This window comes from Streptomyces sp. NPDC085524 (assembly GCF_044541755.1).
In the GTDB taxonomy this organism is placed as follows: domain Bacteria; phylum Actinomycetota; class Actinomycetes; order Streptomycetales; family Streptomycetaceae; genus Streptomyces.
Map to the genome: position 1 here is coordinate 1 of NZ_JBITTH010000036.1, position 19,195 is coordinate 19,195.

General features: G+C 72.2%; 19 protein-coding genes and 1 tRNA gene. 11 read left to right on the plus strand and 9 right to left on the minus strand.

The features are described 5' to 3' along the window. Window positions 1–1,270 precede the first annotated feature (1,270 nt). A complete protein-coding gene (locus ACIGFK_RS37405) occupies window positions 1,271–1,852 on the minus strand; it encodes a TMEM165/GDT1 family protein (protein WP_376659766.1) in 582 nt (193 codons plus the stop codon). 508 nt (window positions 1,853–2,360) lie between these two features. On the opposite strand from ACIGFK_RS37405, the gene ACIGFK_RS37410 reads away from it, so the two are divergent. The 4 genes from ACIGFK_RS37410 to ACIGFK_RS37425 all read left to right on the plus strand — a co-directional run bounded on the left by ACIGFK_RS37410 (window position 2,361) and on the right by ACIGFK_RS37425 (window position 6,549). Further along, window positions 2,361–3,005 (plus strand): HNH endonuclease family protein, encoded by a 645-nt coding sequence (locus tag ACIGFK_RS37410; RefSeq protein ID WP_386472551.1) that lies wholly within the window; start codon window positions 2,361–2,363, stop codon window positions 3,003–3,005. A gap of 104 nt (window positions 3,006–3,109) precedes the next feature. After that, window positions 3,110–4,777 (plus strand): alkaline phosphatase D family protein, encoded by a 1,668-nt coding sequence (locus tag ACIGFK_RS37415; RefSeq protein ID WP_400055450.1) that lies wholly within the window; start codon window positions 3,110–3,112, stop codon window positions 4,775–4,777. 161 nt (window positions 4,778–4,938) lie between these two features. Next, window positions 4,939–5,562 carry a DedA family protein gene (locus ACIGFK_RS37420; RefSeq protein WP_386472542.1) on the plus strand — a complete coding sequence of 208 codons (624 nt, stop codon included), beginning with the start codon at window positions 4,939–4,941 and terminating at the stop codon, window positions 5,560–5,562. A gap of 441 nt (window positions 5,563–6,003) precedes the next feature. Beyond that, window positions 6,004–6,549 carry a hypothetical protein gene (locus ACIGFK_RS37425; protein ID WP_376659769.1) on the plus strand — a complete coding sequence of 182 codons (546 nt, stop codon included), beginning with the start codon at window positions 6,004–6,006 and terminating at the stop codon, window positions 6,547–6,549. A gap of 233 nt (window positions 6,550–6,782) precedes the next feature. Here the strand turns inward: ACIGFK_RS37425 and ACIGFK_RS37430 are convergent, their stop codons facing one another. Together ACIGFK_RS37430 and ACIGFK_RS37435 are read right to left on the minus strand one after the other, a co-directional pair. Then, window positions 6,783–7,010: a DUF2277 domain-containing protein gene (locus tag ACIGFK_RS37430; RefSeq protein ID WP_376659770.1), complete on the minus strand. Its 228-nt coding sequence runs from the start codon at window positions 7,008–7,010 to the stop codon at window positions 6,783–6,785. A 7-nt stretch (window positions 7,011–7,017) separates the two neighbouring features. Beyond that, window positions 7,018–7,671, minus strand: a complete 654-nt coding sequence (locus ACIGFK_RS37435) for a hypothetical protein (protein ID WP_376659771.1) — start codon at window positions 7,669–7,671, stop codon at window positions 7,018–7,020. A 95-nt stretch (window positions 7,672–7,766) separates the two neighbouring features. Between ACIGFK_RS37435 and ACIGFK_RS37440 the strand changes: the two genes are divergently transcribed. The 3 genes from ACIGFK_RS37440 to ACIGFK_RS37450 are packed head-to-tail and all read left to right on the plus strand — an operon-like array spanning window position 7,767 to window position 9,176. After that, window positions 7,767–8,417, plus strand: a complete 651-nt coding sequence (locus ACIGFK_RS37440) for a TerD family protein (RefSeq protein ID WP_400055453.1) — start codon at window positions 7,767–7,769, stop codon at window positions 8,415–8,417. 50 nt (window positions 8,418–8,467) lie between these two features. Further along, a complete protein-coding gene (locus ACIGFK_RS37445; protein WP_400055455.1) occupies window positions 8,468–9,055 on the plus strand; it encodes a hypothetical protein in 588 nt (195 codons plus the stop codon). A gap of 46 nt (window positions 9,056–9,101) precedes the next feature. Further along, on the plus strand, window positions 9,102–9,176 hold the full coding sequence (locus ACIGFK_RS37450) for a 50S ribosomal protein bL37 (RefSeq protein ID WP_099895366.1): 75 nt from the start codon (window positions 9,102–9,104) through the stop codon (window positions 9,174–9,176). A gap of 285 nt (window positions 9,177–9,461) precedes the next feature. On the opposite strand, the gene ACIGFK_RS37455 is transcribed toward ACIGFK_RS37450, so the two are convergent. Next, a tRNA-Val gene (locus ACIGFK_RS37455) sits at window positions 9,462–9,536 on the minus strand. Window positions 9,537–9,601: 65 nt separating this feature from the next. Between ACIGFK_RS37455 and ACIGFK_RS37460 the strand changes: the two genes are divergently transcribed. The 3 genes from ACIGFK_RS37460 to ACIGFK_RS37470 all read left to right on the plus strand — a co-directional run bounded on the left by ACIGFK_RS37460 (window position 9,602) and on the right by ACIGFK_RS37470 (window position 12,188). Continuing rightward, entirely contained in the window at window positions 9,602–10,891 is a 1,290-nt protein-coding gene (locus ACIGFK_RS37460) for a hypothetical protein (protein WP_376659774.1), read from the plus strand. Window positions 10,892–11,419: 528 nt separating this feature from the next. After that, window positions 11,420–11,941 carry a DUF4383 domain-containing protein gene (locus tag ACIGFK_RS37465; RefSeq protein WP_376659788.1) on the plus strand — a complete coding sequence of 174 codons (522 nt, stop codon included), beginning with the start codon at window positions 11,420–11,422 and terminating at the stop codon, window positions 11,939–11,941. Between the two features lie 25 nt (window positions 11,942–11,966). Then, window positions 11,967–12,188 (plus strand): zinc ribbon domain-containing protein, encoded by a 222-nt coding sequence (locus ACIGFK_RS37470; protein WP_376659775.1) that lies wholly within the window; start codon window positions 11,967–11,969, stop codon window positions 12,186–12,188. 45 nt (window positions 12,189–12,233) lie between these two features. Here ACIGFK_RS37470 and ACIGFK_RS37475 read toward each other — a convergent pair whose 3' ends face one another. The 4 genes from ACIGFK_RS37475 to ACIGFK_RS37490 are packed head-to-tail and all read right to left on the minus strand — an operon-like array spanning window position 12,234 to window position 17,384. Then, entirely contained in the window at window positions 12,234–12,896 is a 663-nt protein-coding gene (locus ACIGFK_RS37475; RefSeq protein ID WP_376659776.1) for an O-methyltransferase, read from the minus strand. Continuing rightward, complete coding sequence (locus ACIGFK_RS37480; protein ID WP_376659777.1) at window positions 12,893–13,714, minus strand: HAD family hydrolase; 822 nt, start codon at window positions 13,712–13,714, stop codon at window positions 12,893–12,895. The genes ACIGFK_RS37475 and ACIGFK_RS37480 overlap by 4 nt, the downstream gene beginning before the upstream one ends. Next, window positions 13,711–16,209 (minus strand): phosphoribosyltransferase, encoded by a 2,499-nt coding sequence (locus tag ACIGFK_RS37485; protein WP_400055457.1) that lies wholly within the window; start codon window positions 16,207–16,209, stop codon window positions 13,711–13,713. Before ACIGFK_RS37485 ends, ACIGFK_RS37480 begins: the two co-directional genes overlap by 4 nt. 8 nt (window positions 16,210–16,217) lie before the next feature. Beyond that, complete coding sequence (locus ACIGFK_RS37490) at window positions 16,218–17,384, minus strand: HpcH/HpaI aldolase/citrate lyase family protein (protein WP_400055459.1); 1,167 nt, start codon at window positions 17,382–17,384, stop codon at window positions 16,218–16,220. Between the two features lie 194 nt (window positions 17,385–17,578). On the opposite strand from ACIGFK_RS37490, the gene ACIGFK_RS37495 reads away from it, so the two are divergent. Further along, window positions 17,579–18,325 carry a TerD family protein gene (locus tag ACIGFK_RS37495; protein WP_376659780.1) on the plus strand — a complete coding sequence of 249 codons (747 nt, stop codon included), beginning with the start codon at window positions 17,579–17,581 and terminating at the stop codon, window positions 18,323–18,325. Window positions 18,326–18,378: 53 nt separating this feature from the next. Here the strand turns inward: ACIGFK_RS37495 and ACIGFK_RS37500 are convergent, their stop codons facing one another. Next, window positions 18,379–19,119 (minus strand): Tellurium resistance, encoded by a 741-nt coding sequence (locus ACIGFK_RS37500; RefSeq protein WP_376659781.1) that lies wholly within the window; start codon window positions 19,117–19,119, stop codon window positions 18,379–18,381. Between the last annotated feature and the right edge of the window lie 76 nt (window positions 19,120–19,195).

A 19,195-nucleotide genomic window follows, 5' to 3' on the forward strand; every position in this document is an offset into this window, starting at 1 on the left:
CGCCCCGGAAAGACAAGGACTGCCGGGAAACCCCCAAAAGAACGGGCCGGGGGAGACGACGACAAACGGCCATCTCAGCGATGTCCAGCCCTGCTTCGGCCGGGGCCGGGCCCGGCCTCGGGCCCTCACAGGCCGCCATCCGCACCGGGCAGGCGGCCACCCACCCCCAAACCTCGACCACAAGACCCTCGGGGCAGATCGGGCGCACCAAATCGCTACGCGCTCCTCGGATCTCGGCGTCTGCGACCCGTCCGGGGCTGGTCTCGCCCCAGATCGCTACGCGCTCCTCGCCGACGGCGTCCGACGGCCGTCCGGGGCTGGTCAAAAGCCGCCACAGACCACTACCCACCCCTCAAAGACGGCGCCTGACCGCCGCCATGGGGAAGAAACAGCACCAAACAGCGGCCATGCCGAGCTGTACTCACGTCAGGCAGCAGGCCAGTCGAAAGAAGGAGTTAAATTGCCCTAAATGGGGGGATTTAGTGGTGAGTTTGTGGTGAGGCCTGCGTCTTGAGGTGGATACAGCTCGGATGGGCCGAGGATTCACCCCTTCACCTCTCCCATCGGCCTCTTCGGACGACCGATTCACCTCCGGGCCCCCTCATCGGCTGTGATCAGCCCCAGGTGACGGTCGGACGCCGTCATCGAGGAGCGCGTAGCGATCTGTCGCGCTATGACCAGCCCCAGGCGGCCGTCGGACGCCGTCAAGGCGAAGCGCGTAGCGATCCGTTGCGCTTGCCCGGTCCGGGGATCGGCCTGGCAGGGCCCGAGGGGAAAGTGGGGGCCGGAGCGGGGTCGGGCATCGTCGACACGGCCGTCCTTTGTCCTCGGACCGGCCCGTCCTTTTGGGGGGTTCCCGGCTGTCCTTTGTCTTTCCGGGGCGGGACGGTCGGTCAAGGGTCGCCGAAGGCGATCGCGAAGCGACGCGACGAAGGAGCGCTCTTGACGGACCGGCCCGAACCGGAAGGACGATGGGACAGCCGGGAACCCCCCAAGACCACTCTGATTCCGCCCAGCTCGGACACCGCCGCTCTCCACCCCTCCAACGCTCAGGGGCCGGCAGGTTGGAGACCACGGCCGCAGTAGAGCGATGCGACGAGGCGGGGCCATCCATCGGCAGGACCTTCGCCCAGGCCTCCCAGGCATCCCAGACCGCCCGGGCCACCGGGCTGCCCGGGCAGCCCGGGCAGCCCAGGTCGCCCGAGCCGTCCCGGCCGTACGGACCACTCGGCCCACCGCCCGCCATCCACCACGGCCGCCGTCCCGACGGTCAGCCCGTGATCGCCTCGTACAGCGAGAACACCGCCAGCGCCGCCATGACCGCCGCCGCAACCTTGGTGATCAGGCGCAGCGGCACGTACTTCATCAGCGTGCGCCCGCCGAGGATGCCGATGCCCGCGACCGCCCACAGGGCCAGTACGGCGCCGAGGCCGACGGACACGGGGTTGTCGTAGCGGGCGGCGAGGTTGGCGGTCATGATCTGGGTCAGATCACCGAACTCCGCCACCAGGATCAGCATGAACCCGGCTCCGGAGACCTTCCAGAAGGACTGGTCGGCGGGCGGCTTGACCTCCTCCTCCCCGTCGCTCTTCTTCAGGAGCAGCATCGCCGCGCCCGCCAGGAAGAGGACGCCCACGACGGCCTGGACGAGCCGGTGTGGGAGCAGGGTGAGCACGCTGCCCGCCGCGATGGCCAGCGCGACGTGCACGGCGAAGGCGGCGGCCACGCCTGCGAAGACGTACGAGGCGCGGTAGCGGGTGCCGAGCATCAGGCCGGCGAGGGCCGTCTTGTCGGGGAGCTCGGCGAGGAAGACGACGCCGAAGGCGATCGCCAGCACGGTGAAGCTGAACACGGAGGTGGAACCTCAATCGGTCGGGCAGGACGCCATCGGTACCGAGAGACCTGGGGTGCTTCAGGGGTCGCTTCGGCTCGGCGGCGCCCTGGTTTGCGTACGCGCGCACGAAACGCGCTTCCACACGGACAGGACACTGCGGCCGAAGGTCTCGCTGGCGGTCCGCTTTCGCGGTCTGCCTCCGGGCGCCGGCTGGGATGACCCAGCAGTATGTCGACGGTCCGGCGAAGAGCTACTCCCCTTCTGCTCCGAACAGAGTACGCGACGCCCGGCCGCGCCCGGAATAGGCCTTTGGTCCCGAAGGGTCCGACCCCACCATCCCTCCCTATCCCGGAATCTCAACTTCCGTTTGAAACAAGGGCCTTGCACGACTTGATGTGACGTGCACATGTCGCCAGGCTGTCACCTGGCGCCCATCCCTGCGAAACCCGGCGCCGACAGCATGGCCGCGCCCCGCCGGGGCCGCACGGCCACCATCCCCCCACCCAGGGGGCCCCTCATGGCACTCATATCCAATGTCTACGCGCGTCGACTCGGCGTGCTCGCATCGGCAGCGGCCCTCGCCGCGCTGACCGCCCTCGTCAACGCCCCCACCGCCCAGGCCGCCCCGCCCACCCCCATCAGCGCCGCGGCCGCCCGCGCCTATCTGGCGACGGTCACCCCGCAGGCAGAGGGCTCCGGCTCCGGCTACAGCCGCGACCTCTTCCCGCACTGGAGCACCGTCTCCGGCACCTGCAACACCCGCGAGACCGTCCTCAAGCGGGACGGCGTCAACGTCGTCACGGACTCCTCCTGCGCCTCCGTGAGCGGCAGCTGGTACTCCGAGTACGACGGCGCCACCTGGACCGCCGCCTCCGACCTCGACATCGACCACGTCGTCGCGCTCTCCGAGGCCTGGCGCTCCGGCGCCAGCTCGTGGACCACGAGCAAGCGCCAGCAGTTCGCCAACGACCTCACCCGCCCGCAGCTCATCGCGGTCACCGACAACGTCAACCAGGCCAAGGGCGACCTCGACCCCGCCGAGTGGATGCCCTCGCGGACCGCCTACCGCTGTACGTACGCGCGGATGTGGGTGCACGTGAAGCAGTACTGGGGCCTGAGCATGGACTCCGCCGAGAAGACGGCGCTGGTGAACGTCCTCAACGGCTGCTGATCCTTCCTTCCGCTTCTCCCCCGCTTCTCCCCCGCCAGGGGGAGGCGCGGCTCCCCCTCCCCGGCGTACCTTGATCCAAGGGGATATGGAGGAGGGGGAGTTGCATGGCCGGATTGCGTCTGGGGCCACTGCTGCGCCATGTCGACTGGGACACGGGCCGGTCGGCCACCCTATGGGTCGAGGCGGACCGCCCGTGCACGGCTGAGGTCCGGTGCGCGGACGGGGCGGGCGGCAGCGTGCGCACCTTCCAGATAGCCGGCCATCACTACGCACTCGTTCCGGTGACGGGTCTGACCCCGGGCGCGGTGACGGAGTACGAGGTGCTGCTCGACGGGGTGCGGGTGTGGCCGCTGCCCGACAGCCGCTTTCCGGCGAGCACGATCGGCATGCCGGCCGTGGCGGGCCCGGGTGCCGGCCGGACCGCCCCGGGCGTGCGCATCACCTTCGGCTCGTGCCGCCAGGCGGCACCGCCCGCCGGGCGGCACGGGCGGCACGGCCCGGACGCCCTCGACACCCTCGCGGCACGGCTCGCCGCCGACCGGGAGGCGGTGCGCCCGGACGTCCTGCTGCTGCTCGGCGACCAGGTGTATGCGGACGCGCTGTCGGAGGAGACCCGGAAGTGGCTGGCCGCCCGGCGGGATCTGCGGGAGGCGCCGGGTGCTCAGGTCGCCGACTACGAGGAGTACACGCGGCTCTACTACGAGTCCTGGCTCGACCCGGAGATCCGCTGGCTGCTGTCGACCGTGCCGAGCCTGCACATATTCGACGACCACGACGTCATCGACGACTGGAACACGAGCGCGGCCTGGCTGGCGGAGATGCGGGCGACGCCCTGGTGGCAGGAGCGGGTGCTCAGCGGGCTGATGTCGTACTGGGTGTACCAGCACCTGGGCAATCTCTCGCCCGCCGAGCTGGAGGCCGACGCGCTGTATGCGGCGATCCGGCAGACGCCCGACGGCACGGATGCGCTCCGGGCCTTCGCAGCCTCGGCCGACGCCGATCCGGGCACGGTGCGCTGGAGCTACCGGCGCGACTTCGGCCGGACCAGGCTGCTCATGGTGGACACCCGCGCGGCGCGGGTGCTCGCCGAGGACGGGCGGGCGATGCTCGACCCGGCGGAGCTGGAGTGGCTGCGCGAGAACGCCCTGGCCGGACACGGCGGTTACGACCACCTCCTCATCGGGTCGTCGCTGCCGTGGCTGATGCCGCCGCTGATCCACGACGCGGAGACGTGGAACGCCGCGGTGTGCCGCGGCGATCGCGGGCCCCGGTGGGCGCGGATCGGGGAGAACCTGCGGCGGCGCAGCGATCTGGAGCACTGGGCCGCGTTCCCGGCCTCGTTCGCGATGCTGACGGATCTGATCGAAGAGGTGGCGACGGGGCCGCGGGCGCCGGCGACGGTGGCCGTCCTGTCCGGGGACGTGCACCACGCGTATGTCGCCGAACCTCGAATACCGAGTACGGCGCGGGTGTTCCAGCTGACGTGCTCGCCGGTGCACAACTCCATCCACACCGCAGTGAAGTGGGGCTTCCGGCTGGGCTGGTCGCGGACGGGACGGTGGCTGGGCCGCGGCTTCACCCGCCACGGGCGCACGGGCCGGCCGCCGCTGAGCTGGCGGCGTACGGGCGGCCCCTGGTTCGGGAACCAGCTGATGACGCTGGCCCTCTCGGCCCGGACGGCGCGGCTTCAGCTGCACCAGGCGCGCAGGAAGGGCAAGAGCGGCGCCGAGCTCGAGACCCTGCTGGACCGGGAGCTGACCGACGCGATGTAAGTGGTGGTGCGGCTGACACACCTGAGATGAGGGGCGGCCCCGGGGGTTCAAGGGGTGGCCGCCGGGCGTACGCTGTATGGCTGTCAGCCGCTCCTGCCGCTCCCCCGCGACGTCGCGGCGCTTCATGCCGCAGCACGTCAACCGGACTGGGGAGTCCCGCTTTGTTTGAGACTCTGGGGTCGCTGACCGCGAGCCCATGGATCTACGCCGTGGTGGCGGTGTCCGTCGTGCTCGACGTGTTCCTTCCGGTTCTGCCGAGCGGGGTCCTGGTGATCACCGCGGCCGCCGCGGCAGCGGCCGCCGGGGCAGCGGGGCCCGTACCGGTGACCACGCAGGTCCCGGACATCCTCGCCCTGCTCGTGATCGCCACGACCGCGTCGGTGCTGGGTGACATGGCGGCGTTCCGGCTGGCCCGGCGGGGCGGGGCCCGGCTGGACCGGGCCATCGCCCGCTCCCGGCGGCTGACCCGGGCCCATGAGCGCCTGGGCACGGCGCTGGCCCGCGGCGGCGGCGCCCTCGTCGTCATCGCCCGCTTCGCCCCGGCGGGGCGCTCGGTGGTGTCGCTGGGTGCGGGCAAGACCCACCGCAAGGTGAAGGACTTCCTCCCCTGGTCGGTCCTGGCCGGCATGGCCTGGGCCGGCTACAGCGTGGCCCTCGGCTACTTCGGCACCCAGTGGCTGGGCACCCAGTGGCTCGGCACCGCCCTCTCCCTGGTGGCCCTCTTCGCAGCGGGCGCCCTGGCAGCCTTCCTCCTCCGCCGCCCCCACCCCACCCCGGCCACGTGACCGGCCTGGCACAGCACCGCTGACCGCCGCACGTCGCACGCCGCACGCCGCGGACGACACCAGCCGAAATCCAGCCCCTCCGGCGTTTGAGGAGCGGGTCCGGGGCGGAGCCCCGGGTCTTCCAGCCGTCCGGCGTGTGAGGACCGGGTCCGGGCAGAGCCCGGTTTCGGGAAGGGGCGGGGTGGGGGAAGCCCTGTGCAGCGGACGGGCTCGCACCATGACCCCATCCACAGCTCCGCACCACGCACGGCAGCCCGTCACCCAACGCGGCGCGCGCAGCCGCCCCGCTCCCCCGGCCGGAGCAACGCCTCACCCGTTCACCCGACCCCGCGCGCCGTGCCCGGGCCGGGCTCCTAGCGTCCGAAGCACGGTGCGCAACCGAATCCGCGTCACATCCGTGCCCTGGCCGCGCCGTTTCGAGGAGCCCGAGGAGTTCACTCCATGCACGCCACGCCGCCGCACGCCACGCCGCCCGCCCAACCCCCCGACAGCCGGCACGGCCCCCGCCCCCGCACCCCCCGCCGCGTACTGGCCGTCGCCGCCGCGACCCTCGCCGTGGCCGCCGTCACCCCCGCCACGCTCGCCTACGCCTTCCCCTCCGCCACGGTCTCCCCCAGCACCGTCGCCCCCGGCGGCCGCGTCGCCCTCAACCTCGAGGGCTGCGGCACCAAGATCGGCAGGGCCACCTCGACCGCCTTCGGCGAGGTACGCCTGACGCCGGGCAACCTCCAGGCCACCAACCTCTTCGGCAGCGCCAACGTCTTCCGCAACGCCTCCACCGGCACCCACCGGGTCCTCTTCGAGTGCGGCGGCCCCGGCGGCGAGAGCGTCACCCTCTCGCTCCAGGTCATCTCGGGCGCCGCCCGCGGCGGGATCGGCGGCAGCTTCGGTTCCATGAGCGCGGGTCAGATCGCCGCGGGCGGGGCGCTCGCGGCCGGGGCGCTCGGCACCGGCGTGTGGCTGCTGCGCCGCCGCTCGGCCGCCTGAGCCCGCATCCGGTTACCCGAGCCCGCCCCCGGTCGCGGAGATGGCCGTTGGTCTCGTCCTGCGCGGGGCCCGCCCGCGGGTGGTGGCGCCCGCCCCGGCGCAGATGCGTCCGTACGCGGAGCGCTTCCCCGAGGTGGAGGTCGAGGCGGTGGCGGCTCCGGGGGAAACCGGCCGCCTCCCTCGTCGAGGCGGCCGTCCCCGCGGCGGCCGCGTAACCGGCCCACGCATGATGATCAGGCCGAAACGGCGGCCTGCCCCCGTACCTGCAGGCCGTCGAGCAGCGCCGCCGTGGCCTCGGCGACGGCGTCCACGGCTGCCTCGAAGACCTCGTGGTTGTGCGCGGCGGGTGCTCTGAATCCGGACACCTTCCGTACGTACTGCAGCGCGGCGGCGCGGATCTCCTCCTCGGTGGCCTTCTCGGGGATGGCGGGCGGGCGCAGGGTCTTGATCGAGCGGCACATACCTCCACTATGCCGGGGGCAGTTCCGCCCCGGACAGCTTCATGATGAGCCCGGCCTGGATCCGTGCCCGCAGTTCCCGGTCCTCGACCGCGTCGAGCAGCCCGATGGCCTGCTGCATGGTCTCGGCGGCCCGCCGGTCGTCGCGCAGGGAGGCGGTCTGGTCGGTCATGTGCCGCAGCGCGATGTCGGCCCGCCGGTGGAACAGCTGCCCGATCAGGGTCACGACCAGTCCGACGGAGCCGCTGACGATCCCGAGGTACAGGTCCCCGCTGCTCTCGGCCTTCCACACGGCCGACCCCACCCCGAAGAGCAGGATCACCGCGCCCACCCCGGCGAACCTCTGGCCGGCCGCGAAGCTGCTCCGGGCCTGCGTCAGTCCGTACGCGTAGTACTCGACGAGCAGCGGCGTGAACTCGTCCCGCCGCGCCTCCGGTTGCCCTGCGGAAGGCCGTACGGCGCCCACGTCCTGGAATTTGGACGCTCCCGGCCGGATCTCGGGCGCGGCCGCAACCGCAGCTTCCGGGTCGGCGAGCCCTGCGAGCAGCCGTGCCCGCTCCTCCTCGCGCCGCCGTTCGAACCCGGTGCCCCGAACCCGCTCCAGCACCACCAGCACCACCGCGACGACCCCGGCAGCCCCGCCCCACGCCAGCCACTCGCCCATCTCCCGACGATCCCACGGCCCCTGGACGCCGCCAAGGGGCCGGGGCCCTGTGACACAGTGACGGCATCGACGGCGACACGTGGGGGTGCACGGACATGGCAGTGCTCGAAAAGGGCGGAAACACGCCCATCACCACACATCCGATCACCGCTTCGCTCCACTGCACGGGCACCCCTGTGGACCTCAGCGCCCTGCTCGTCACCGTGGACGGCAGGGTCCGGTCGGACGACGACCTGGTCTTCTACAACCAGCCGTCCGCGGAGTCCGGGGCGGTACGCCACCTCGCCGCCGATGCCTCCGGGCCCGAGCGCATCGAGGTGGACCCGTCCGCCCTGCCGGCCGGGGTGGACCGGGTGGTCCTGATCGCGAGCTGCGACCCCGACGACGCCGCCCGGACGTTCCGCGAGGTGAGCGACGTACGGGTGCAGGCCGCCCAGGCCGGCGCGGAGCCGGTGGAGTTCCTCCTCCCGCCGCTCACCGACGGCGAACGGGCCGTACTGCTGCTGGAGATCTACCGCCGCGGCCCCGGCTGGAAGCTCCGCGCCATCGGCCAGGGCTACGCGGACGGCCTGGCGGGCCTGGCCACGGACTTCGGCGTGACGGTGGCCGCACCCCCCACCCCGGCCCCCTCTGAGGCCCCTCCCCCACTCCGGCCCCCACTCCGACCCCCTCCCCCATTCCGGCCCCCACGCCCCTTCCAGCCCCGAACGCGCCCAGGCCCCGCCCCCTCGGCAAGATCAGCCTGAACAAGGGCGGCCAGGCCTCCATCAGCCTGGACAAGAAGGACCAGGAACTGGTGGTCACCGCCACCCTGGAGTGGGACGGCGGCAGCGAGGAGCGCCGCAAGCGGGGCGCCGACCTGGACCTCTACGCCCTGTTCGTACCCGCCTCCCACGCCCAGCCCGGCACGGCCGAACCCGGCACCCTGGTCAAGACCGGCCCGACCACCGCCAAGAACTCCCAGGCCGTCTACTACAAGAACCTCGGCTCCCTCCACGAAGCCCCGTTCATCAAGCTGGACGGCGACGCCCGCAAGCCCGGCCGCGAAACCCTCCGCATCACCCGCCCGGAGCAACAGGGCTACGTCCTGCTCTGCGCGTACTCGGCCCTCAGCAACGGCTTCGGCTCCTTCCGCAGCTTCGGCGCCCACGTGATCGTCACCGACGGCCGCGGCTCCACGATCACGGTCCCGCTCTACGAGAACACCAAGACCCGCTACTGGGTGGCCATAGCGCTCGTCGACTTCACCGCCCCGAACGGCGCGGCCATCCGCCACATCGAGGCGTACAGCGGCCGCATGACCGAACGCCGACCGGTCCTCCACCCGGATGGAACCATCCAGATGAACGCGGGCCCTGTGGAGTTCAAGCGCCCCGGAACCTAGACTGGCGAAGCCATGAAAGATCCCCGAATGCAGGGAGATGTCCCGTATGGCCAAGCGAGGTAACAAGAAGCGCGCCCGCAAGAAGAAGAAGGCCAACCACGGCAAGCGCCCCAACGCCTGACGCACAGGGCCCCCACCCTTCACAGGTGGGGGCCTTCGCGGCTCCCTCTGTGGCAGGTTGAGAGCCATGGCCAAGGACTACGAGGGCTACGCACGCCGTCGGCAGACAGAACTGCATGATGTGGCCCGGGAAGCCCCCAATGACGCAGTGACCGACGGCGGCCGGCCTGAGGCAATGGGGCACATGGACCGGCTGCTGCGACGTCGACGGCCGAGCGAGTGAGGAACTGCCGTCACCTGAAGCCGCCAAAGGCCCCCAACCAAAATCGGTTGGGGGCCTTTTGACTGGTGGGCGCGGACGGTTTCGAACCGCCGACATCTGCTTTGTAAGAGCAGCGCTCTACCCCTGAGCTACGCACCCGTGGATGAGTGGACAGCCTACATGCCGGGCACACCCCCCACGCAAACCCGTTCCCGTGGGGGAGAATGGACCGGGGCACGGATGGCGCGGACGCGTACGGGAGAGGGATTGTGACGACGGCATCCCGGCGGTGGTTCGGCGGGCGGGACGAGAGTCGGCGGGCTGACGCGCAGGCGGCCAAGGATGCGGCCGCGGCCGCGTTCTACGAGTTGGACACCGCGCAGCGGGACCTGCGGATCTCCATCGAGACGATCGCGGCGGCGGACGGGTCGCCCGCGGCTCGGCAGGCGAGCGAGGGGTTCGCCGCGCTCGGGCAGCGGATCGACCAGGTCAGCCACGTGTACATCGAGGCGGTCGACGCGCACGACCTGGACCGGCCGGAGCTGGAGGCTTCGGTCGCCGCGCGCGCCCGGGAGCAGTTGACGCGGGCCCGGGACGAGCTGGTGCGGGTCAAGGGCGAGCTGGACCGGTTCGCGCAGGGCCTGCAGCCGCTGCTGGACAAGGCGGAGACGCAGCTGGCGCGGGTCGCGCCGGCCCGGGAGCGGGCGAAGGCGGCGCTGCTGGCGGCCAGTGACGCGCTGGACTCCGTACGGGCCAAGGGGATGAGGGCCGACGACCTGGCGGCGCGGCTCGCCGCGCTGGGGCCGGAGCTGACCAAGCTGAACCAGGGCGCGGCCCTGCACGGCGTCCAGGAGACGGTGCAGCGCGCGGACCGGATCCTTCGGGACGCGGAGGCCATACGGGCCGAGGCGGCGCGCCTCCCGGAGCGGGCCGCGGAGATCGACCGGCGGCTGGTGAGCCTGCGTACGCGCGCCCAGGCGCTGCGCAACCGCGCGGACCGGGTGGATCCGGTGCTGAGCGAGCTGCGGCGGAGGTTCTCGGCCGCGTGCTGGCAGGACCTCCAGCACGTGCCGGACCAGGCCGTACGGGACGTCGCGGAGGCGGAGGACCGGCTGTTCGAGGCCGGACGGGCGCGGGACGAGCAGCGCTGGGCCGATGTCGCGGCGCTGATCGAGGCGGTCCGCACCTCCCTGGACGCGACCGACGAGGCGGTGTCGGCGGCGCAGGACCGGCTGACGCGGCTGGAGGCGGTGGCGCGGGATCCGCAGGCGGAGGTGGACCGGACCCGGTTCGCGATCCGCGACGCGCAGCGCCTGGCGATGGCGGGCCGCAGCGTGCCCGATCCCAGGCATGCGGGGCCGCTGGACCAGTCGGTGGCGCGGGTGGAGCGGGCGCTGGCCGGGCTGGAAGGGAGGCACCCCGACTACTGGCACTTCCTTCAGGAGATGGAGGAGGTCCGGCTCTCGGTGGGCCGGGTGGTGGCCGACATCCGGGACCGGCGCGGCAGCGCGTGAGCCCGATGGGGGTGGTCCCGTGCAGTCCGCGGTCCCGTGTGGTCCGCGGCCGGCCGGGCTTGTCCCCGGCCGGTCCAGGTGATCCGGTGCCGGGTGTGCCGGTCTGCCGCGGCCGGTCAGACTGATCCGGTACCGGACGTACTGCTCCGCGGCCGGGCGGTGCTCTTCAGGGTCGGACGCGGCGGGCCTGGCGGGCCTGCATTTGTTCTGGGGTGCGTGGCGGCGGATGCTGGAGGTGCCCGGGTTGCCGGGAACGGAGTAGAGGAGGGCGGTATGGCTGCCCACGCTTTCCACTCATCTCATCGGCCTCGCCTCTTCCGGGGGCGGCGGAGCGAGCGGCACGAGCCGGTTCGCGGGGCTCGTGAGGTTCCGCGGGCTCATGAAGGGCACGGGGGACACACCGGTCACGGGCCCGAGGGTTATGTGGCGCATGCGCTCTACGGGTGCACGGAGCCTCATGAGAACTACGCGCCGTACGTGCCCCACGAGCCCTACCCGCCCAGCACGCCACCGGTCTCCCACCACTGGGTGCAGCGCGCCCTGCACCCCGTCAACGCCAAGCTCGACGAGCACCTGCCCGCCGATCACAAGCTCAGCAAGGTCTACCGGGTCGGCGCGGGTCTGACCGGGCTGCTGCTGGTCGTCTTCGGGATCCTGGGGCTCATCGACGAGATCGGGTTCTTCGACACGGGCGGCGACACGGTGCTCGCCCTGAACACCAACGGCGCGCTGAGCGTCCTGTCGATCTGCATCGGCGGGCTGCTGTTCGTCGGGATGGTGATCGGCGGAACCTTCGCGTCCACGCTCAACATCGTGCTCGGGATCGCGTTCATCGTGAGCGGCTTCGTCAATCTGGCCCTGCTGGACACCGGATTCAACTTCCTCGCCTTCGAGATCCAGAACGTGCTGTTCAGCTTCGTCGTCGGCGTGATGCTGATGTGGTTCGGGATGTACGGGCGGGTGGGCAGCGCCCTGCCGCACGACAATCCGTACTGGCGCGCCCGCCATCCCGAGCAGGCCGCCCGGGAGCAGCAGGTCGCACGCTCCTGACTGGGTCAGCGCCTAATCTGTGCGCATGCCTCGATACGAATTCCGCTGCCGCACCTGTGACGACACCTTTGAGGTCAGCCGGCCCATGGCCGAGTCGTCCGCCCCCGCCGACTGCCCCGCGGGGCACGCCGACACCGTCAAGCTGCTGTCCGCCGTCGCCGTCGGCGGAACCAGCAGCGCCCCCGCTCCCGCCATGCGTGGCGGAGGCGGGGGCGGCGGCTGCTGCGGTGGGGGCGGCTGCGGCTGAGCCGCCCCCGGCCGGGGGCGGGCGCGGGCTAGCTGGGCAATACAGCTAGCGCTTGCGCGAGAGCGTGAGGCCGTCCGAGATCGCCAGCAGGACCGACTCCATGCGGGTGTCCGCCGAGACGTGGTCGTTGAAGGCGCGGACGCCCGCCGCCGCGGCGCCGTCGGCCGACTCGTCGACGACCGTGCCGTGGAACAGGGTGTTGTCCGTGACGATCAGGCCGCCGGTGCGCAGCCTCGGGACGAGCTCCTCCCAGTACGCGATCTGGTTCTGCTTGTCGGCGTCGATGTAGGCCATGTCGATGTGCGGTTCGGCCGGCATGGCCTTCAGGGTCTCCAGCGCCGGGGCGATCCGCAGGTCGATGCGGTCCGCGACGCCCGCCTCCGCCCAGGCCTCGCGGCCGTACGCCGTCCACTCCTCGGAGACGTCGCAGGCGACGATCCGGCCGTCCGCGGGGAGGGCCTGCGCCATGGAGAGCGTGGAGAAGCCGGTGAAGGTGCCGATCTCCACGATGTGGCGGGCTCCCGTCAGCCGGACGAGGAAGGCCAGCAGCGGCCCCTGCTCCTCCGCCGACTGCATTCCGGCGACGTCGGGGAACTTGGCGTACGTCGTCGCCACCAGCCCCCGCTGGACCGCGTCCAGCGGGGGGTTATGGTCGAGCACGTACTGGTACAGCTCGTCCGTGATCTTGGTCGTATTGCCCTTGGTCATGCGGTCAGTGTCGCAACCGCCCGGCCGAATTCGCGGACGATTTCCTCGCCCGCCGTGACACCGGCCGTCGTCAGGGCCGTCACGTTCGGCGCCGTCCAGGCCGCGTCCGCCAGCTCTCCGTGCCCCGGGCGCCAGGCCCGGTCCGCGGCGAGCAGCAGGTCCGCGTCCAGCAGCGAGTCGCCGGCGGCGAGGGTGGTCGTGGCGCCGGTGCGGCGGGCCACCTCGCGCACGGCCGCGCTCTTGGTCAGCGGGCGCGGGACGGCGTAGATCTTCCGGCCCTGGAGCGAGATCGTCCAGCCGCGGGCCCCGGCCCACTCCGTCAGCGCCTTGAGCCACTCGTCGGGGACCAGGGCCCGCTCGACGACCAGGTACGCGAACAGGTCCTCCGCCACCCTGGCCTTGCGCAGCCACGCCGGGTCGGCCGCGGCCAGCAGGTGCTCGCGGACCTCCTCCAGCGGCGCGCACTCCTCCGCGAGCCTCGCCGCCACCGCCCGCCGCCAGTCCCGGTCCGGCACCCCGTCGACCAGGAGCTGGCCGCCGTTCGCGCAGATCGCGTACGGGGCGGGGCGGCCGGGGAAGCGGATGCGCTGGTACTGCTTGCGGGTGCGGGTCGTGGTGGGGACGAAGACGACCGACGAGTCCTCCTTGAGTCCCGCCAGCAGCTCGGCCGCCGTCTCCGTCATGTAGGACAGCGGCTTGCTCTCGTGCACCTCGACGCACAGCAGCCGCGGGGCCACCGGGTCGGGCATGCTCAGGGCCAGGGCGGCCGTCGAGTAGATGAGCGTACGGTCGAGATCACTGGCTACGAGGACAGTCACTTCGAGGCCACAGCCTTTCCGTCGGCGCCGGTGGCGCCGCGCGTGAATCGGGGGTGGATGAGTCCCACGCACGTGTAGGGGAGCCCGTCCACTTCTTCCACCGGGACCCCGCGCTGCTCGGCGAGCAGCCGTACGTGGTCCAGGTCGGCCCCGGCGCCGCGCTGCGCCAGGATCTTCCACGGAACCCGGCGCAGGAGCACCCGGGTGGTCTCGCCGACGCCCGGCTTGACGAGGTTGACGTCGTGGATGCCGTACTCCTCGCTGATCCGCTCCACCGCTGCCCAGCCCTCCCAGGTGGGCGTGCGGTCGGCCGCCAGCAGTTCCTTGACCTCGTCGTCGACGGCGTCGGCGACCTCGTCGAAGCGGGCGGCGACGGTGTCGACGAAGTCGACGGAGACGTCCGCCCCGGCGAGCTCGCGGTAGTACTTGGCGCCGTGGAAGTCTGCGGGACCGACCAGGTCGGACCTCAGCACCGTACGCGAGATCAGACCGGAGACCGTGGAATTGAGACAGGCGGAGGGGATCAGGAAGTCCTCCCGGGTGCCGTACGTGTCCACGCAGGAGCCCGGGTCGGCCAGGACCACGATCTCCGGGTTGAAGCCCTCGAACTCGGCGAGGGCGGCGCGCAGCTCGCGGGTGATGGCGCCCTTGCCCGTCCAGCCGTCGACGAAGACGACGTCGGCCGGGTCGTGGTGGGCGGCGAGCCAGCGCAGGGCGTTGGCGTCGATGCCGCGGCCACGGACGATGGAGACGGCGTAGTGCGGCAGGTCCAGGCCGTGGCGGGCCTGGGCCCAGCGGCGCATCAGCACGCCGACGGGGGTGCCGGCGCGGGCCAGGGAGACCAGGACGGGGGACGGGGTGCGCTCGGCGAGGACGGTCTCGGTGACGGTGCCGACGGCCTTGGCCATGCGGGCGGCGGAGGCCTCGAGGGCGCTCTGGTAGAGCTCCTGGTACTGCCGGGACGGCTGGTATTCGACGGGCAGGGACTCGGCGTAGTGCGCGCCGCCCGCCTGGATGGCCTCCTCGCGCTCCTCGGTCGGGGCCTCCAGCTCGACGTCGGAGAAGTCCTGGAGCAGCCAGCCGACGTCCTCGGGTGCGTACGAGGAGAAGTCGGGGCCGCGCAGGGGCTCGGGCATGATCGGCTCCTGCCGGTCGGGTACGCGGGGTGCGTACGAGGGGACGACGGCCAGTACGACGCGGCCCGTGTGCGGGGCGAGGGCGTCGAGCAGTCCGGTCCGGAGTTCGGGGGTGTCGCCGGCCGAGTCGACGACGGCGACGACGGCGTCGAAGCCGGCTCCGGCGACGTTGTAGGCATACCGGTCGCCGGGGCCGTCGGCGGGGGTGTCGTGGGCCGGGAAGACGAGCCGGGTGCGGATGGCGTAGCCGGGGTCGTCGACGGCGAGCACGGGCGAGCGGGTGGTGGTCGAGAAGCGGACCTCGCGGGCCGCGCCGGCCTCTTCCAGGGCCTTGGCGAGGCGCAGGGGGGCGTACATGAGCTCCTCGTTGCCGAGGACGAGGACGCGGCCGGGTTCCGTGCCGAGCGCTGCCGTCAGCTGGGCGGTGAGGTCCGGGAGGGCGGCCTCCAGCTCCGCGCGGTGGGTCGCGGTGAAGCCGTGCCGGCCGCCGTCCGGTACCCCGGCGGGCCAGTCGAGGGCGACGCGGGTGACCGGCTGCTGGCCGTCCGCCGGGGCTCCGCCCCGGACCCCGCCCCTCGACCGGAGGGGCTGGTCCTGCCCTGCGGCTTCGTGCTCCTCCACCAGGGCCCGGCCCTTGGCCAGGACCCCCTCCGGGAGGGTGACCGTGCCGGAGGCGAGGGATACGAGGTCGACCCGGGCGCCCAGTTCGGCGGCGAAGGCCGAGAGGCGGTCGCGGTCGGCCGGGGAGCGCATGTCGACGAGGGCGACGACCACGTAGTGCGTGCGGGGGTGGCGGGCGTGCAGGTCGCGGATGGTGTTCAGGACCGTGTTGCCGGTGGAGAACTCGTCGTCGACCAGGACCAGCGCCCCGGAGCCCGCGAGCAGCCCGGGGTCCTGCGGCAGCAGCAGGTGCGAGGTGGCGTGCGAGTGGGACTCCTCGAAGCCGCCCGCCGGCTCCACGCCCGGGACGGGGCGGCGGGTGGAGTGCAGGTAGGGCGCGGGGCCCAGGCCGTCGGCGACGCAGTGGCCGAGCCCGGTGGCGGTCTCCGCGTAGCCGAGGACCACCGCGGAGGCGGCCGCCTCCTCGCCGAGGAGCGCCCGTACCCGTTGCCCGAGCCCGTACCCGGCGGCGTACACCGTCTGCGGGGACTGCGGGACGTGCTTGCCCAGCACCTGCGAGACGAGCAGGTGCGCCCGCTTCGGGTTGCGGCGCAGCGCGAGCCCGAGGAGCTCGCCGAGCCGCGGGCCGCCGGCCGCCTCCTCGGCGTCCTGCAGCCGCACGCCCAGACGGTCCGCGACCCACGTTCCCGACCACACGGTGTCGATCTTCTTGCCTTCCCTCGTCGTCAGCCCCGTCACCGGCCGGCTCACACCTGGAGCCCGGCCGTGAGGAGGTCGACGAAGCCGACCTCCTCCTTCGCCACACCGAAGACCTCGGCGCGCAGCATGGTGCGCTCGGCCCAGGCCCGGTGGGGCTTCACCTCGTTCATCTTGTTCGTGTAGGCGGAACGCATCACTCCGCCGCCGCCGCGCTCGGGGCGCAGGATGTCCTGGGCGTCGCTGAACTCCTCGTGGGAGACGACGGACAGCGCGTGCACGGGCGTGACGTGGGCGGGGTGGATGCAGGTCTTGCCGAGCAGTCCGTTGGCCCGGTCGAGTTCGATCTCGCGCAGCAGCCCGTCCAGGTCGTGCTCGATGAGTGCGGTGCGCAGTTCCTCGACGCCCTCCTCCAGGAAGGGGCTGCGGCGCAGCTGGGGCTTGAAGAGGCGCTGCTGGCTGCGGAAGTACTCCCAGACCGGGCCGGTGACGGTGAAGCCGGTGCCGTCGGCCCGGCTCAGTACGTTCACCACGTCCGCGATGACGCCGGCCACGATCTGGACGTCGTACGCGGTCATGTCGGGGGTGCGGCGCAGGCCGTAGGCGGAGCAGAAGTCGGTGACGCCGAGCCGCAGGGCGAGGACGCGTTCGCGGTGGGCGTTCACGGTGCGGGAGATGCCGGCGAGTGCCTCGATGCGGGTTTCGAGGTGGAGGAGGTCGGGGGTCTCCAGAACGGGCATCGCGTACAGCCGGGACTGTCCGCTCGCGGCCTCCGCCTCGGCGACGGCGGCAAGGAAGGCGGTGCCGCGGCCCTCGGTGAACTTCGGCAGCACGAAACCGGCCAGGTGCCGCACGGCACCGCCGAGGCGGCGCACGAGGTCGGGTATCTGCTCGGCCGTGCGGACGCGGATGAAGAGCAGCGGGTGCTCCGTGCCGTCGGCCTCGAGCGCGGCGAACTGCCGGACGAGGTTCTCCTCGGCTTCGAGGACGTCGGCGTCGCTGATGGAATCCTCCAGGCAGAGGACCATGGAGACGACTCCGCGGCCGGCCTGCTTGCGGATGTCCGCGGCGAGCGCGGGGCGGGTCGCCGGGCTGTAGAGGGTGGCACCGAGCGCCGCCGCGAGGATCCGGGCGGGGGACGCTGCTGTGAACTCCGCTGGCTCCTGGTGGAAGAGGTCCTTACGGACGCTGGGCGATATGTGCCCAAAGTGACGCATGTGCTTCCCCCGTACTGCCTCGGCGGCCCAACTGGCGTGGCCGGTAATAGTACGTACGAACGCGAGTCAAAAATTCCTCAAGCACATGAAATTCAGGTAACCCCCTTGCACCATGCCCAGCTCTTTCGTTCGGGACAAGGCCTTACGGGGGGCCGCATTGTCCCGCTCCACCCCGGGAGGGCAGGATGACGGGCATGACGCACTCGATGCAGAAGGGCTCGAACATCCCGGTGACCGCGGTGGCGGTCCGGGCGGTGCTGCGCTGGACCGGTGGCCCCGAGGTTCCGGACGTGGACGCCTCCGCGCTCCTCGTGGGCCCCGACGGCCGGGTGCGTTCGGACGAGGACTTCGTCTTCTACAACCAGCCCCGGCACCCCTCCGGAGCCGTCTGGCGGCTCGGCAAGAAGCAGCTCGGCGACGCGGTCACCGACGCCGTGCAGGCGGACCTGCGCGCGGTGACCCCGAGCGTGGACCGGATCCTGGTGGTGGCCTCGGCCGAGGACGTGCCGTTCCGCCGGGTACGTGACCTGCGGATCCTGCTCTACGACGCCTCCCCGGGCGGCAGCTCCGACCCGCTGGCCTACTTCGACGTCCGGCCCGAGACCGGCGCCGAGACGGCGCTGATGTGCGGGGAGCTGTACCGGCGGGGCGAGGGGTGGAAGTTCCGCGCGCTGGGCGAGGGCTACTCCAACGGCCTCGTGGGGCTCGCGACCGACCACGGGATCTCGGTCGACGAGAACGCCCCCGATGCCGAGGCGCAGCCCGCCGCAGGGCCCACCGCCGAGCAGACCGCTGCGATGGCCCCGCCCACGCAGGCCCCGCCGGCCGTCCAGCCCGCCTACGGGTACCCGCAGCCGGTGTCCCCGGCTCCGGTGCCGGGTCCGGGCGGGGATCCGACGTTCCGGCTGCCGGTGCAGGGCCCGCAGTTCATCCGGCGCTGACCCGCCGGACCGGCCGCCGTGGGGGCGCCGGGGCTCCGTAGGGAGCCCCGGCGTCAGCTCTTGGCGCTCTTGTAGCCCCGCCCCCACTGGAGCCCCCAGCCGTACAGCCGGTCCAGCTCGGCCTGGAACCCGTAGACGAACTTCACCTCGCGCCGCACGATCAGCTCGCCCTTGACCTTCTCGAAGGACACCACCGCGCAGGAGCGGGCCTCCGGATGGCGTTCCTCGAGCGCGATCTCGATGCGCGGTCCGGCGCTCGGGAAGAGGGTGACCAGGGCGTGGGTCCGGTCGAACGCCGGGGTCTGGTCGTAGATGTAGACGAAGAACAGCAGCCGCTTGATCTCGTCGGCGTGGTCGAGGTTGACGTAGAGGGTCTCGCCCGACGCCGATCCGAACCGGTCGTCGCCGCTGAGCTTCACGTACGGCGGGTCGTTGATGTCGCCGAGGAGGTTGCCCAGCGGCTGCACGGCGCCCCTGCTGCCGTCGGTGAGCTCGTAGAGGCAGCCGAGGTCGAGGTCGACGTTGACCATGCCCTGGGTGTGCGCCTGCACCATGTCGGGCTTGAAGAGCTTGAAGGGGTGCCGGAAGAGCTGGCCGCTCTGGCCCGAGCGGCCGCCGATGTCCGAGGTGCGCATCCGCCAGGACAGGTTGACGCGCAGATTGCCGTGGACCGCCCCCTGTTTGGTGAGCGACACCGTCGGATGTCGCCTGGTCAGCTCGATCGCGTTCGACGAGGCGCTGCCCGACTGGAACTGGCCGGACCGGCTGCCCAGGATGCCGTCGAAGAATCCCATCCCCTACCCCCCTGATACGTACGGAAGCGGGACGGCCCGCCGGGTCCGTGGACCCGCCCGGCCGCCCCGCACATGG

Bases quoted from the DNA above. Each gene is read 5' to 3' on its own strand.
- ACIGFK_RS37460 (WP_376659774.1), top strand. From the start codon at position 9,602: ATGGACCGGGGCACGGATGGCGCGGACGCGTACGGGAGAGGGATTGTG.
- ACIGFK_RS37415 (WP_400055450.1), top strand. From the start codon at position 3,110: ATGGCCGGATTGCGTCTGGGGCCACTGCTGCGCCATGTCGACTGGGAC.
- ACIGFK_RS37475 (WP_376659776.1), bottom strand. From the start codon at position 12,896: ATGACCAAGGGCAATACGACCAAGATCACGGACGAGCTGTACCAGTAC.
- ACIGFK_RS37440 (WP_400055453.1), top strand. From the start codon at position 7,767: ATGGCAGTGCTCGAAAAGGGCGGAAACACGCCCATCACCACACATCCG.
- ACIGFK_RS37495 (WP_376659780.1), top strand. From the start codon at position 17,579: ATGACGCACTCGATGCAGAAGGGCTCGAACATCCCGGTGACCGCGGTG.
- ACIGFK_RS37470 (WP_376659775.1), top strand. From the start codon at position 11,967: ATGCCTCGATACGAATTCCGCTGCCGCACCTGTGACGACACCTTTGAG.
- ACIGFK_RS37490 (WP_400055459.1), bottom strand. From the start codon at position 17,384: ATGCGTCACTTTGGGCACATATCGCCCAGCGTCCGTAAGGACCTCTTC.
- ACIGFK_RS37500 (WP_376659781.1), bottom strand. From the start codon at position 19,119: ATGGGATTCTTCGACGGCATCCTGGGCAGCCGGTCCGGCCAGTTCCAG.
- ACIGFK_RS37425 (WP_376659769.1), top strand. From the start codon at position 6,004: ATGCACGCCACGCCGCCGCACGCCACGCCGCCCGCCCAACCCCCCGAC.
- ACIGFK_RS37430 (WP_376659770.1), bottom strand. From the start codon at position 7,010: ATGTGCCGCTCGATCAAGACCCTGCGCCCGCCCGCCATCCCCGAGAAG.
- ACIGFK_RS37435 (WP_376659771.1), bottom strand. From the start codon at position 7,671: ATGGGCGAGTGGCTGGCGTGGGGCGGGGCTGCCGGGGTCGTCGCGGTG.